The sequence below is a fragment of the Paenibacillus sp. FSL L8-0502 genome (assembly GCF_038593055.1).
Classification (GTDB): Bacteria; Bacillota; Bacilli; order Paenibacillales; family Paenibacillaceae; genus Paenibacillus; species Paenibacillus polymyxa_D.
Map to the genome: position 1 here is coordinate 2,938,194 of NZ_CP151958.1, position 17,367 is coordinate 2,955,560.

Below are 17,367 nucleotides of genomic sequence, written 5' to 3' on the forward strand. Positions count from 1 at the left end.
GATGAAATAGAGAAGAGGGACGAAGTTATGGATAATTTGATGAAAAGAATAGAATCTCTTTCTCCAGAAAAAAGAAAGCTATTTGAGACGATGCTAAAAGAAAAAGGAAAAGATGTTTCAAAATATACGCCAAATGCCTTTTCTGGAATACCTTCTGCCAGAGAGCAGGAATTTTACCCTATGTCATCTGCCCAGAAAAGGCTGTATATACTAAACGAGCTTGAAGGAGCAGGTACTGCATATAACATGCCAGGCGTCGTACTGCTGGAAGGAAACATTGATGCAGTACGCTTCGAACAGGCATTCAAGGAGCTAGTAAAAAGACATGAGGCTCTGCGCACATCATTTCATATGGTTGAGGGTGAACCAGTACAAAAGGTTCATGATTACGTGGATTTCAGTATTACGTACCTGGAACTGGATGAAGAAAAAGCAGCAGAAATAGTCAAAGAATTCATAACGCCCTTTGATCTTAGCCAAGTTCCATTACTGAGAGTAGGACTTGTAAAAACGAACGAAGACAGGCGTGTTATGATGTTTGACATGCACCACATAGTATCAGATGGTATATCAGTCAATATACTTATGAGTGAGTTTTTGGATTTGTACCAAGGGAAGACCCTTTTGCCACTACGGATACAGTACAAGGATTTTTCTGTATGGCAGAAGGAGATGTTTGCCGGAGACTCAATAAAGAAGCAGGAAGAATACTGGCTCCAGACATTTAAGGGTGATATACCGGTACTGGATATGCCTACTGACTATCCAAGACCGGCGGTACAAAGTTTTGAAGGAGATGCTGTAAGCTTTGAAATAAACCCTGAACTTTCAGTCAAACTAAATAAGCTTGCAACAGATAATGGAGCTACCTTATACATGGTACTGATGGCTGCATATAACGTACTCCTGTCCAGATACACTGGACAGGAAGACATCATAGTTGGAAGTCCTGTAGCCGGAAGGCCCCATGCTGACCTGCAGGGTATCATTGGTATGTTTATAAATACCTTGGCCATAAGGAACTATCCTGAGGGAGAAAAGACCTTCGTCCAATTCTTGCAGGAAGTAAGGGAAAATGCGTTTTTGGCTTTTGAAAATCAGAACTACCAGTTTGAAGAACTTGTAGAAAAACTTAATCTCATGAGGGACATGAGCAGGAATCCTCTTTTTGACACTATGTTTGCACTGCGCACTTCAAACAAGACAGAATTTGCAGCATCGGGTATAAACTTCAAACAATACAACAACTGGCTGGAAGGCAGAAAGGCAAAATTTGACCTTATGCTTGAAGTGGTAGAGGGTCAAGAAGGTATAACATTTAACCTTGAATATTGTACCAGGCTGTTTAAGAAGGAGACAATAAAAAGGTTTGGAACCCATTACATTTCCGTTCTTGAAGAGATAACGGCATGCCCTGAAAAAAGGTTGTGGGAAATTGATGTACTGTTACAGGAAGAAAAACAGCAAATCCTATATACCTTTAACGCTACAGAGGCACAGTATCCTAAAAACAAGACTATCCATCAGCTTTTTGAAGAGCAGGCAGAGAAGAACCCTGATCATGTAGCTGTGGTATTTGAGGGTAAAAAGCTTACATATAGTGAACTCAATAAAAAATCAAATGGGTTGGCCCATGTATTAAGGGCTAAAGGAGTCAAACCGGACAGTATCGTAGGTATTCTGGCAGAACGCTCACTTGAGATGATAGTAGCAATCCTAGGGGTATTAAAAGCAGGAGGGGCATATCTTCCCATAGATCCAGATTATCCTGAGGAAAGAATAAGTCATATGCTGGAAGACAGCCGGGCAGTGATCCTGTTGACCCAATCACATTTTATAGACAAATATACATCAATAGGTACAGTAATAAATTTAGAAGATGAGCAGGAATATTCAGATGAACAATATAACTTATCGGAGGTAAATAAACCTTCCGATCTAGCTTACTTAATATATACCTCAGGCTCTACAGGTAAACCCAAAGGGGCAATGATAGAGCATAGAAACATAGTAAGGCTGTTATTTAACAGTAAAATGCAGTTTGATTTTAACGAAAATGATGTATGGACTATGTTTCATTCTATGAGTTTCGATTTTTCCGTATGGGAGATGTACGGGGCGTTGTTATATGGGGGCAGATTGGTGGTAGTTCCTAAAATGACAGCACGCAGCAATGTAGAGTATCTGAGACTTCTAAGGAATGAGAAGGTGACCGTATTAAATCAGACACCTTCAGCCTTCTATAATATAGCCAATGAAGAAGTATCATATGAAGAAAAAGAACTTAAGATAAGATATGTCATATTCGGAGGGGAAGCATTAAAGCCTGCATTGTTGAAGGAATGGAGAAAGAAGTACCCGCAGACTAGACTCATCAATATGTATGGAATAACCGAGACAACAGTGCATGTCACATATAAAGAGATAGAAGAGGAAGAAATTAGATCTAATGTGAGCAGCATAGGAAGGCCTATACCAACCCTTACAACATATGTAATGGATAAGAACATGAAAGTTGTTCCCATTGGAGTAGCCGGAGAGCTTTGTGTAGGAGGAGACGGAGTTTGCAGAGGATATCTTGGAAGACCGGAGCTTACAAAGGAAAAGTTCGTTCAAAATCCGTACAAGCCGGAAGAGAGGTTATATAGATCTGGAGACCTGGTCCGGTTATTATCTGATGGAGAAATGGAATACCTGGGTAGAATAGACCACCAGGTAAAGATAAGAGGCTTTAGGATAGAGCTTGGTGAAATAGAAGCACAACTGCTAAAGCATCCTTCAATTGAGGAATCTTTGGTGATTGCAAAGGAAGACCATCAGGGCAGTAAATACCTGTGTGCATATATAGCGGGAGAAAATGAGCTGACAATATCAGAACTAAGGGAGCATCTCTTAAAAGAACTGCCCGAATACATGGTACCATCATACTTTGTGCAGCTTGAAAAAATGCCATTGACAGCTAATGGCAAGATAGACAGGAAGGCATTGCCTGAACCCGAAGGTAATATAAATACGGGAATAGAGTATGAAGCGCCTATAGGCGAATTTGAAGAGAAGCTTGCACTGATTTGGCAAGACATCCTTGGAATTAAGAAGATAGGAAGAAATGACAACTTCTTTATGTTAGGTGGACACTCTTTAAAGGCTACAAGCCTTGTAGCGAGAATTCACAAAGAGTTCAATATAGACATGCCTCTTAAGGAAATATTTAAGGCTCCAATTATAGCGGAAATAGCAAGGTATATGAAGGAAGCAAAGGAGAGTATATATCAATCCATCCAAACTGCTAAAGAGATGGAATACTACCCTATGTCATCAGCCCAAAGAAGGCTGTATATATTAAATCAGTTTGAAGGAGCAGGGACAGCATACAATATGCCAGGCAGCTTGCTGGTTGAAGGCAGTATTGATCTGGAGCTTTTTCAGAAGACCTTCCAACAGCTTATAAATAGGCATGAGACCCTTCGAACATCTTTCCATTTCATAGAGGGTGAACCCGTCCAGAAGATCAATGATCCTGTGGGTTTTAGTGTAGTGTATCTAGAATCTGACGAAGAAAAAGTGGGGGAAATCGTAAAAGAATTTATAAAGCCGTTTGATCTTGGAATTGCTCCGCTGCTAAGAGTAGGCCTTGTGAAAACGGGAAAAGACAAGCATGTCATGATGTTTGACATGCACCATATCATATCTGACGGTACGTCCATGGATATACTGGTACATGAGTTCATGGATATGTATGGAGGAAATAACCCTTCTTCCCTCCGTATACAGTACAAGGACTATTCTGTTTGGCAGAAGGAACTATTTGCTGGGGACAAAATAAAGAAGCAGGAGGAATACTGGCTCCAGGAATTTAATGGAGAAATTCCTGTGCTGAATATGCCAGTAGATTACCAAAGGCCTGCGGTTCAAAGCTTTGACGGAGGTTTTATCCGTTTTGAAGCAGGCAGTGAGCTTACGGGAAAACTTATTAAGCTTGCAAGGGATAATGGGGCTACTCTTTACATGACATTGCTTGCTTCATACAACATACTGCTGTCTAAGTATACGGGGCAGGAAGATATTATAGTGGGAAGCCCTATAGCTGGAAGACCTCATACAGATTTACAAGACATAATAGGTATGTTTGTAAATACTTTAGCCATGAGGAACTATCCCCAGGGAGAAAAGACCTTTGCTGAGTTTCTAAAGGAAGTAAGGGAAAACTCTATAAGGGCTTATGAAAATCAGGACTACCAGTTTGAAGAACTGGTGGAAAAGCTTAATGTAAAGAGGGATATGAGCAGGAATCCTCTTTTTGATACTATGTTTGTATTGCAAAATACCGGCTCATCAGAATTGAAGATAGATAGGCTTAAGTTTATACCCTATACAAATGAATTTAGAATATCCAAATTTGACTTGACATTAAATGCTCGGGAAACCCAGGAAGGTATTGCATTTGATTTGGAATATGCCACAAGGCTGTTCAAGAAAGAGACTGTAGAAAGGTTTGCAGCCCATTACCTTAATGTTCTGGAAGAGATAACGGTTTATCCTGGAAAAAGGTTGTCAGAAATTGATATGCTTTCACAGGAAGAAAAGCAGAAAATACTATATGACTTTAACGATACAAAGGTCCGGTATCCTAAGGATAAGACTATACATCAACTGTTTGAAGAGCAGGTAGAAAAGACACCCAATAATATTGCTGTAGTGTTTGAAGATAAACAGCTGACTTATAAGGAAGTAAACGAAAAGGCAAACCAACTGGCCAGAAAATTAAGAGAAAAGGGAATAAAACCTGATAGTGTAGTGGGAATTATGGTAGAACGTTCCCCGGAAATGATCATAGGGATCATGGCTGTCCTAAAAGCTGGGGGGGCTTATTTACCCATAGCTCCTGAATACCCTGAAGACAGGATCCAGTTTATGCTTGATGACAGTGGCAGCCGAATTATTCTGATACAGGATAAATTTATAAATGCTAAAGGTAGTTACAGAAATGCTGAATTTATTAGCATAGAAAATCAGGAACTATTTACTGGGGATGTATCAAATCCAAAGTTAATTAGTAAACCTGAAAACTTGGCTTATGTAATATATACATCCGGTTCTACCGGCAAACCCAAAGGGGTAATGATAGAGAACTACTCCGTAATCAACCGGATCAACTGGATGCAGAAGCAATACCCGATAGCTGAAGGTGATGTGATCCTGCAGAAAACTCCCTATACCTTTGACGTATCGGTATGGGAATTATTGTGGTGGAGCTTTACTGGGGCCAAAGTCTGCCTGCTGATACCGGGAGGAGAAAAAAATCCGGAAGAAATCGTGAAGGCAATCGAAAAAAATAAAGTTACCACAATGCACTTTGTACCATCCATGTTGAGTGTATTTTTAGAGTATGTAGAGGAAAAGGGGATAATAGAGGAAATAGCAAGCTTAAAGCAGGTATTTGCCAGTGGAGAAGCACTGAACCTGAAGCAAGTAGAAAAGTTCAACAAGCTGCTGTACAAAGAAAAAGGAACAAGCCTGCATAACCTGTACGGACCAACAGAAGCAACAGTAGATGTATCCTACTTTGGCTGCTCTACGGAAGAAGAATTGGAGCTTGTACCTATAGGAAAGCCCATAGATAACATTAAGTTGTATGTTGTCAGTAAGGAAAAGGGCCTGCAGCCGATAGGAGTAGCGGGAGAACTATGCATAGCAGGGGATGGACTGGCAAGAGGGTACTTGAACAGACCGGAACTTACAGAAGAAAAATTCGCAGCAAACCCATTCGCACCGGGTGAAAGGATGTACAGGACAGGTGACCTGGCAAGGTGGCTGCCTGACGGCAACCTAGAATATCTGGGCAGGATCGACCATCAGGTAAAGATAAGAGGCTACAGGATAGAACTGGGTGAAATAGAGAACCGGTTATTAAAGCATGAAGCAATAAAAGAAGCGGTGGTATTGGACAAAGAAGGAGCTGAAGGAAATAAGTATCTTTGTGGATACGTCGTACCGGATCAAGAAATAACCGTACAGGGGATGAGGGAACACTTGTCAAAAGAGCTCCCGGACTACATGATCCCTTCCTACTTTGTGCGGATGGAAAAGCTGCCATTGACCCCTAATGGAAAAATAGACAGGAAAGCATTGCCTGTGCTCGATAGCAATGTTAATACCGGCGTAGAATACGTAGTACCTTCGGGAGAAATAGAGGAGAAACTTGCGCTGTTGTGGCGGGATATCCTTGGAATAGAGAAGGTAGGAAGAAATGATAACTTTTTTATGCTTGGGGGACACTCGTTAAAGGCAACAAGCCTTGTAGCAAGAATTCACAAAGAGTTCAATATAGACATACCTCTTAAGGAAATATTCAAGACACCAACCATCTTAGAAATTGCCAGATATATTAAAGACTCAAAGGAGAGCCTATATCAGTCAATCCAACCGGCAGGAGAAATGGAATACTACCCTATGTCATCTGCACAAAGAAGGCTGTATATACTAAACCAGCTTGAAGGGGCAGGGACAGCATACAACATGCCTGGTATTATGCTGCTGGAAGGAAGCATTGATACAGCGCGTTTCCAGGAAGTCTTCAGGCAGTTGGTAAAAAGGCATGAGACTCTTAGAACATCGTTCCACATGATCGATGGTAACCCGGTCCAGAAGGTTCATGACCATGTGGAATTCAGCGTGATGTACTTTGAAACTAACGAAGAAAAAGCCGCAGAGTATGCTGGGGAATTTGCCAGACCTTTTGATCTTGGCAAGGCTCCTCTGCTAAGGGTAGAGCTTGTAAAAACGGGAGAAGACAGGCATCTTATGATGTTTGATATGCATCACATTATATCCGATGGTGTCTCCATGGACATACTGATTCGTGAGTTTATGGATCTTTATGAAGGAAACAACCCTCCAGCACTTCGGATACAGTACAAGGACTACGCTGTATGGCAGAATAAACTGTTTGATGAGGGCGGAATTAGCAGCCAGGAGGAATACTGGCTCCAAGCATTCCAGGGAGAAATACCTGTACTGAATATGCCGCTAGACTATCCAAGGCCTGTAATACAAAGCTTTGAAGGGGATTTTTTTAGCTTTGAAGCAGGCAGTGAGCTTACGAATAAATTAAACAAGCTTGCAAGGGATAATGGGGCTACGCTTTACATGACACTGCTCGCGGCATACAACATATTGCTGTCTAAGCACACCGGACAGGAAGACATAATCGTTGGAAGCCCTATAGCCGGAAGGCCACATTCAGACCTGCAGGATATCCTTGGTATGTTTGTAAATACCTTGGCTATGAGAAATTACCCCAAGGGAGATAGTACCTTTGTAGAATTCTTGAATGAAGTAAGAGAAAACGCTCTAAGGGCTTATGACAATCAGGATTACCAATTTGAAGAACTGGTTGAGAAGCTTAACTTGAAGAGGGACATGAGCAGAAACCCACTGTTTGATACTATGTTTACCATGCAAAATGCCTCTAAGGTAGAATTTGCAGTACCTGGTATAAGCTTCAGACCTTTTAATAACGGGCTAGAGTATAGAATATCAAAATTTGACCTATCCATTGATGCAATAGAGCGTGAAGATGGTATGGCTTTTAGCTTTGAATATTGTACTCGGCTTTTCAAAAAAGAGACTTTAAAAAGGTTGGCGGCTCATTACCTTAACGTGTTGGAAGAGATAACCGCAAATCCGTTTAAAAGGTTGTCGGAAATAAATATGTTGTCCCAGGAGGAAAAACAGCAAATAATCTATGGCTTCAATGATACAAAAGTAGAATATCCTAAGGATAAGACCATACAAGAGCTATTTGAAGAACAAGTGGAAAAGACGCCTGATAACATAGCAGTAGTATTTGAAGATAAATACTTGACTTACGGAGAACTTAATGAAAAGGCCAATCAACTGGCTTGGATCTTAAGGGACAAGGGATTAAAACCTGACAGTGTAGTAGCTATAATGGTAGACCGGTCCATAGAAATGATAATAGGTGTAATTGCTGTATTTAAAGCAGGAGGCGCGTATTTACCCATAGACACCGAATATCCTGAAGAACGAATCAGATATATGATCGATGACAGCTTGGCTGGAATTATTCTTACGCAAGAACATCATAAAGAAAAAATTAAATTTGATCTTGATATTATAAGCTTTGATGACTGTGTGAATTACAACGGGAGAACAGAAAATCTTCCTGTCATTAATAAATCTTGTAATTTAGCATATGTCATTTATACATCAGGAACCACAGGAAAGCCAAAGGGGATCATGATAGAGCATAGAAGTCTTGTCAACATATCTTACGCATGGAAAAAGGAATATAGGCTTGCGGATATGGATGTAAAGCTGTTGCAAATCGCAAGTTTTTCTTTTGATGTATTTGTGGGAGATGTTTCGAGAACGCTGCTCAACGGAGGCCAAATGGTTATTTGTTCATCCGAGGAGAGATACGATCCTGCACGATTATATTCACTTATTAAAACCCATAAAATAACCATCTTTGAATCCACACCGGCACTGATTATTCCTCTTATGGATTATATCCATGATAATGCTTTGATTATTGATAGCCTCAAGTTGCTTATACTTGGATCAGATACTCTCTCTGTGGAAGATTATGAAAGATTACAATCCTGGTATGGAGAGAAACTGCGGGTTGTTAATAGCTATGGGGTTACTGAGTCCACCATAGATTCCAGTTATTACGAAAAGAGACTGGGAAGCTATTTGGAATCCGGGAGTGTACCTATCGGAAAGCCAATGCAAAATATAAAATACTACGTTGTTGACAAACACTTGAGACCTCAGCCTACAGGGGTTTTGGGTGAGTTGTGCATAGGGGGAGAAGGGCTTGCAAGGGGATATCTAAACCGGCCCGAACTGACAGCTGAAAAATTTGTACCTAACCCGTTTATACCAGGGGAAAGGATGTATCGTACAGGGGATCTGGCCAGATGGCTGTCTGATGGGAATATGGAATTTTTAGGAAGAGTAGATCATCAGGTAAAGATAAGGGGATTTAGAATAGAGCTGGGGGAAATAGAAGCACAACTGCTAAAGCACGTTTCAATAAAGGAAGCAGTGGTTATTGCAAGGGAAGATCAGAAGGGAAACAAGTATCTGTGTGCCTATGTGGCAGGGGAAAATGAATTAACAATAGCAGAACTAAGGGGACATCTCTTAAAGGACCTTCCAGACTATATGATACCATCCTATTTTATGCAGTTAAAAAAGCTGCCGCTGACTCCCAATGGCAAAATAGATAGGAAGGCATTGCCCGAACCTGACGGCAATATCGATGCTGGAATAGAGTATGTCGCACCCTTGGGTGAAGTGGAGGAGAAACTTGCGGGGTTGTGGCAGGATATCCTTAGTATAGAGAAAGTGGGAAGAAACGACAATTTCTTTGAGCTGGGGGGACATTCCTTAAGGGCAGCAAATCTTATTGCCAGGATTCACAAAGAGTTCAATGTAAACATACCGCTTAAAGAAATATTTAAGAGCCCAAATATGTCTGAAGTTGCCGAGTGCATCAAGATTGCAAAGGAGAGTGTATTTCATTCTATTGGGCCGGCTGGGGAGATGGAGTACTATCCAATTTCATCCGCCCAGAAAAGGCTGTATATTCTAAACCAGCTTGACGCAGTTGGGATGGCATACAACATGCCTGGTATTATGCTAATTGAAGGCAAACTCGATAAACTGCGCTTTGAACAGGCTTTTAGGGAGCTTGTTGACAGACATGAGTCTTTCCGTACCTCATTCCATATGATAGATGGTAAACCGGTACAAAAGGTCCATAGCAATGTGGATTTTAGTGTTATGTATATGGAAACCGATGAGGAAAGAGCTGCGAAAATAGCCAGTGAATTTATTAGGACCTTTGACCTTGATGAGGCTCCTTTACTTAGGGTTGGGCTTATAAAAGTTGGAGAAGACAGATATATTATGATGTTTGATAAGCACCATATTATATCTGACGGGGTGTCTGACGACATACTGGTAAGAGAATTTATGAGCCTGTATGAAGGTAAGGAACTTCCGGAACTTAAGATTCAGTACAAGGATTTTTCCGTATGGCAGAACAGGCTGTTTGCTGATGGGACAATTAGTAAGCAGGAAGAATACTGGCTCCAAGTATTCAAAGGAGAAATTCCTTTGCTTAATATGCCGCTAGACTACCCTAGGCCAGCTATACAGAGTTTTGAGGGAGATGTGATCAGTTTCAAAGCAGGCAAGGAGCTTGCTGTTAAACTGAACAAACTTGCAGTGAATAATGGTGCCACGCTCTACATGGTACTTTTAGCTTCATACAATGTCCTTTTATCCAAGTACACCGGACAGGAAGATATTATAGTTGGAAGTCCCGTTGCAGGAAGGCCGCATACTGATCTTCAGGACGTTATTGGTATGTTTGTAAACACGCTAGCCATGAGGAATCACCCTCAAGGTGGAAAGACTTTTGTGGACTTCCTTAATGAAGTAAGAGAAAACTCCTTAAGGGCTTACGAAAACCAAGATTACCAATTTGAAGAACTGGTAGATAAGCTTAACCTGGAAAGGGATCTGGGCAGAAATCCACTTTTCGATACTATGTTAGTACTGCAAAATATCGAGGCATCAGAAGTGAAGATGGATGGGCTAAGGTTTATGCCCTATGACAGTGAAGTAAGAATATCCAAGTTTGACTTGACTTTAAACGCTGAGGAAACAGAGGACGGTATTGCATTTGAATTGGAGTATGCTACCAGGTTGTTTAAGAAAGAGTCAGTTATAAGGCTTATTGCCCATTACCTTAATGTATTGGAAGAGGCAGCAGCCTTTCCTGAAAAAAGGCTATTAGAAATTGATATGCTGTCACAAGACGAAAAACATCAAATATTATATGAATTTAATAATACAAAAGCAGGATACCCTCGGGAAAAGACCATCCATCAGATTTTTGAAGAGCAGGTAGAAAAGACACCCAATAATATTGCTGTAGTGTTTGAAGATAAACAGCTGACTTATAAGGAAGTAAACGAAAAGGCAAACCAACTGGCCAGAAAATTAAGAGAAAAGGGAATAAAACCTGATAGTGTAGTGGGAATTATGGTAGAACGTTCCCCGGAAATGATCATAGGGATCATGGCTGTCCTAAAAGCTGGGGGGGCTTATTTACCCATAGCTCCTGAATACCCTGAAGACAGGATCCAGTTTATGCTTGATGACAGTGGCAGCCAAATTATTCTGATACAGGATAAATTTATAAATGCTAAAGGTAGTTACAGAAATGCTGAATTTATTAGCATAGAAAATCAGGAACTATTTACTGGGGATGTATCAAATCCAAAGTTAATTAGTAAACCTGAAAACTTGGCTTATGTAATATATACATCCGGTTCTACCGGCAAACCCAAAGGGGTAATGATAGAGAACTACTCCGTAATCAACCGGATCAACTGGATGCAGAAGCAATACCCGATAGCTGAAGGTGATGTGATCCTGCAAAAAACTCCCTATACCTTTGACGTATCGGTATGGGAATTATTGTGGTGGAGCTTTACTGGGGCCAAAGTCTGCCTGCTGATACCGGGAGGAGAAAAAAATCCGGAAGAAATCGTGAAGGCAATCGAAAAAAATAAAGTTACCACAATGCACTTTGTACCATCCATGTTGAGTGTATTTTTAGAGTATGTAGAGGAAAAGGGGATAATAGAGGAAATAGCAAGCTTAAAGCAGGTATTTGCCAGTGGAGAAGCACTGAACCTGAAGCAAGTAGAAAAGTTCAACAAGCTGCTGTACAAAGAAAAAGGAACAAGCCTGCATAACCTGTACGGACCAACAGAAGCAACAGTAGATGTATCCTACTTTGGCTGCTCTACGGAAGAAGAATTGGAGCTTGTACCTATAGGAAAGCCCATAGATAACATTAAGTTATATGTTGTGAGTAAGGAAAAGGGCCTGCAGCCGATAGGAGTAGCGGGAGAACTATGTATAGCAGGGGATGGACTGGCAAGAGGGTACTTGAACAGACCGGAACTTACAGAAGAAAAATTCGCAGCAAACCCATTCGCACCGGGTGAAAGGATGTACAGGACAGGTGACCTGGCAAGGTGGCTGCCTGACGGCAACCTAGAATACCTGGGCAGGATCGACCATCAGGTAAAGATAAGAGGCTACAGGATAGAACTGGGTGAAATAGAGAACCGGTTATTAAAGCATGAAACAATAAAAGAAGCAGTGGTATTGGACAAAGAAGGAGCTGACGGAAATAAGTATCTTTGTGCGTACGTCGTACCGGATCAAGAAATAACCGTACAGGGGATGAGGGAACACTTGTCAAAAGAGCTCCCGGACTACATGATCCCTTCTTACTTTATGCAGATGGAAAAGCTGCCATTGACCCCTAATGGAAAAATAGACAGGAAAGCATTGCCCGAGCCTGACGGAAGTATGAGTACGGGAACAGAATATGTAGCGCCGCGGAATGAAGTGGAAGAGAAACTGGTTGAAATATGGCAGGAAGTGCTTGGAGCAAAACAGGTAGGAATAAGGGACAACTTCTTTAAAATAGGCGGAGATTCTATACGTGCAATATCATTAGTCAGCACAATATGCAAAAAGTTGGATATAAACATCCAAATCAGGGATATATACATGAATCCTGATATTGAGAGATTGTCTGCATTCTTAAAAGTAAAAGATACGGAAGCTTTTAACAGTAAGATGGGTAAAGCAAGGGAAGAACTGGAGTTATTTAAACAGCGAATATTGATGAATGAAACTCTCTCAGAAAAGTTACCTTCGGACATGGAAGATATATATCCGATGAGTCACATAGAGCTGGGTATGATTTATCATTCCAAAAAAGACTATGAAAATGCAGTTTATCATGACCAATTTGCATTTCATCTGAATGACAAAGACTTTGATTTCCCAGCATTTAAAGAAGCGATGCTTCTAATGACGTCAAAACATGATATTTTAAGGACGGTTTTTAATTTAGAGGATTTTGAAACTCCTGTGCAAATTGTTTACAAGGGCAGTAGTCTTGATATTGAGCAGATAGATATCATGAATTTTAGCAGGACAGGGCAGGTTGAGTATATAAACAAATATTTGGAAAATGACAGAGCGAATCCGTTTGATATATCAAAGCCCCTTTGGAGGATAAGAATATTCAAACTTGACGCAAACCATATTTGTCTGGTTCTGATATTCCACCATGCTATCCTGGATGGCTGGAGTGTTGCTTCATTGATTACGGAAGTTTCAAACCTATACTCTAAGCTTAAGCAAGAAAAAGATTATATACCAACACGGCTTAAATGCAGCTATAAAGATTATATAGCAGACCAAATGACAATTAAGGACAACCAGGAAGTAATTAATTATTGGAGAGAGGAATTAAGTGAATATAAAAGGTTGAATATGCCTGCAAATATTCATGGAAAAACAAAAAAATCTTATAAAGTAGACCATGTAACACGCCATTTAAGTCAGGAATTTTTAGGTGATTTAAGAAGTACTGCCAGAAGATATGATGTAAGCTTAAAGACACTTTGCTTTGCTGCATACACTTATATGCTCAATATGCTTTCATACGAGGATGACTTTGTCGTAGGTTTGGTAGAAAATAACAGACCTGTATGCGAAGATGGAGATAAGATGCTGGGGTGCTTCTTAAATACGGTTCCCGTCAAAATGTGTTTTGATAAAATCGATATATGGGAGGAATTGATAAAAGTTGCAGAAAAGAAATTAATAAACTTAAAGCTTTATGGAAGACTGCCTTTATTTGAGATCATAAATATCCTGGGCGGAAAAGAAAACAAAGAGGAAAATCCTTTATTTGATACCATATTCAATTATGTGGATTTTCATATATATAACGAGATAATAAACAAAGAAATCGGTGATGTTAAAGATAGAATTTCAGTTGATGAATATGAAGCAACCAATACAAGTCTTGACTTTACAGTAAGTAATACATTCGATGATCTTAATATAAGCTTGATCTACTCGGACAAAGTATTGGAAAGAAAACAGGCAGAAGAGTGTATAGACTATTTTATTAATATTTTAAATATGTTTATCCATAACCCCAAAGGGTCAGTTGACAAGCTTATTATATTAAGTCATGAAGAAAGAAAGCAGTTGCTGATAGACTTTAATGATACTAAGAAAGACTATCCGCAGGACAAAACCATACATGAGCTGTTTGCTGAGCAGGTGGAAAGGACACCTGACAACATAGCTGTGGTATATGAAGACAAGCACTTGACTTACAGGGAATTGAACGGAAAGGCAAATCATTTGGCCAGAGTATTGAGGAACAAAGGGGTAAAGCCTGACCGTATTGTAGGAATTATGGCCGAACGTTCATTTGAGATGATTGTGGGGATATTTGCCATATTGAAAGCTGGAGGGGCGTATCTGCCGATAGATCCTAATTATCCTGATACAAGGATAAAGTATTTGTTGGACGATAGTGGTTCCCAGATCCTTTTGACCTCCAGGACCTTTATGGAAAATAAGCAGATTGATGCGGATATTATATATCTGGAGGAAGAATATTTAAATGAAGAGAACTCAAAGCTTGAAAATGTAAACAAACCCTCGGACCTTGCGTACGTCATTTATACATCAGGTTCGACAGGGAAGCCCAAAGGTGGAATGATTGAGCATACTAGCGTTGTAAACATAATTACAGCCCTCCAGGCCATGTATCCGCTTAAAGCGGAAGACGCTTTTCTATTTAAAACAACTTATACCTTTGACGTATCCGTAGCTGAGATATTTGGCTGGTTCCTCAACGGAGGAAAGCTTGTAATATCACGCCAAGGTGTGGAAAAGGAAGCTATGGAGTTAGTAGAGGTAATAAACAAGCATAAGATAACCCATGTAAACTTTGTACCATCAATGCTGAATATAATGGTACAAACTTTAAAAGATAATGGTATAAAACTGCCATCAACTCTCAGGTATATTTTTGCTGCTGGAGAAGCGCTGCCCAAAAAGCTTGTCCATGAGCTTTTCGATGTCTCAGAGAACACATCTCTGGAAAATATCTATGGGCCTACAGAGTCCACGATATATGCAGCGGGTTACAGTATAACAAAGAAAATAGCAGAAGAACTTATAACAGTACCTATAGGGAAAGCTTTACAGAATGTATACCTTTATATACTGGACAAGCACAACCAATTAACTCCTGTAGGAGTGGCCGGTGAACTTGTGATAGGTGGAAGCGGTCTTGCAAGGGGCTATTTGAATAGACCTGAACTGACAGCAGAAAAATTTGTACCTAACCCGTTTATTCCCGGCGAAAAAGTGTACCGCACAGGGGACTTAGTAAGGCGGCTTCCTGATGGGAACATCGAATTCATGGGCAGGATCGACCACCAGGTAAAGATAAGAGGCTTTAGAATAGAGCTTGGAGAAATTGAAGCACATCTGGTGAAGCACACTGCTATTAAGGAAGCAGTGGTTATTGCAAAGGAAGAGCAGCAAGGGAAGAAGTACCTGTGTGCATATATTGTAGGGGAAAATGAATTGACCATTTCCGAGCTAAGGGAGCATCTCTTAAACGAACTACCTGACTACATGGTACCAGCATATTTCATGCAGCTGGAACAGCTGCCATTTAATGCCAACGGTAAAATTGATCGGAAAGCATTGCCTGAACCACAGGGGAATATTAATACCGGAGTAGAGCATGTAGTTCCTAGAAACGAAAGAGAAGAAATACTGGCCAAAGTATGGGAAGACGTACTAAAAACTGAAAACATCGGGGTAAAAGATAATTTCTTCAGCCTTGGAGGAGACTCAATAAAAGCCATACAGGTAATGTCGCGTCTTAACGTCCATGGGCTAAAGCTCGAAATGCGGGACTTATTCAAACATCCTGTAATTGAGGAACTCGTCGAATATATACAATCTACAAGCCGAAGAATTCATCAAGGCCCGGTAGAAGGCATAGTACCGATAACACCTATACAAAGATGGTTGTATAAACAAGACAGCAAGGATATCCATCATTTTAATCAGGAAATAATGATATATGGGCGTAACGGATTTGAAGAAGCTATTATTCGAAAAGTATTGTCAAAGCTTGTAGAGCACCACGATATTTTTAGAATAGTGGTAAAAATAGAGGATCAAAATATACTCCAATACAACAAAAACCTTGAAGGTGAACATTTTTCATTGGAAATTGTAGACCTTAGGGACAGCTATAATTACCGGGAAAAAATAGAGCTGGAAGCGTCGAGGATTCAGAGGAGCATGGACTTGTATAACGGTCCTTTAGTTAAGGTTGGTCTGTTTAAGACTAAAGAAGGGGACCACCTGCTAATAGCTATTCACCACCTTGTAGTTGATGGGGTATCGTGGAGAATCATACTGGAAGATTTGGACATAGGATACAGACAGGCGCTAAACAATGATGAAATAAAATTCAGCAACAAGACCGACTCTTTCAAAGATTGGGCACAGAGGCTTGATGAGTATGCCAATAGCCCTGAACTATTAAAAGAAATAAATTACTGGACCAATTTGGAAAAAACTGAAACAATACCGCTTCCAAAAGACCGAGAGATTGAAGAAAGAAGGTATATGAATAACAATAGCGTCAAGATCGAGCTGAGTATTGAAGAGACTGAGAAGATGCTAAAGCGGGTAAACCATGCTTATAACACAGAAGTAAACGACATATTGCTTACCGCCTTGGGATTAGCAGTGAGGGAATGGACCGGAAATGATAAGGTTCTGATCAGTCTGGAGGGGCACGGCAGGGAGGAAATCATTAAAGACATTGACATAAGCAGGACCGTGGGATGGTTCACCACCCAGTATCCCGTGGTGTTAGATGTCAGCGGACAACTCGATATTTCCCGCATGATCAAATCGGTAAAAGAAAACATCAGGCAGATACCTAACAAAGGGATAGGTTACGGCATACTAAAATATCTTACCTTGCCGGAAAACAAAGCCGATTTAAATTTTAATCTAAACCCTGAAATAAGCTTCAATTACCTCGGTCAATTCAACCAGGATAATGTAGACAATTTATTTGGAGTGTCTGATATTCCTGCCGGAGAGTCTACAGGACCAAACTATAAAAGTGAGTATTGTATTGATATTAACGGCGGAACTGTAGAAGGCGGGAAGCTGGAATTAAACTTTAGCTACAACCAGGGCGAGTATGAGAAGAGTACTATTGAAGGGGTAGCGGTGAGTTTTAAAAAGCATTTAGTAAACATAATAACCCATTGTGCAGAAATGGACTATTCAGAAGCTACACTCAGTGATTTTACAGTAGACGATCTGAATATGGATGAGTTTGAAGACGTATTGAATAACTTCGAATAAAAAGAGTTTGTATTTAAGGAG

1 protein-coding gene is annotated in these 17,367 nt (G+C 40.3%); it reads left to right on the forward strand.

The window, feature by feature from the left end; genetic code table 11:
• Window positions 1-27 precede the first annotated feature (27 nt).
• The gene (locus tag NSQ57_RS12525) at window positions 28-17,346 is read left to right on the forward strand and encodes a non-ribosomal peptide synthase/polyketide synthase (RefSeq protein ID WP_342424888.1); all 17,319 of its coding nucleotides are present in this window, start codon (window positions 28-30) and stop codon (window positions 17,344-17,346) included.
• The last annotated feature ends 21 nt before the right edge of the window (window positions 17,347-17,367 follow it).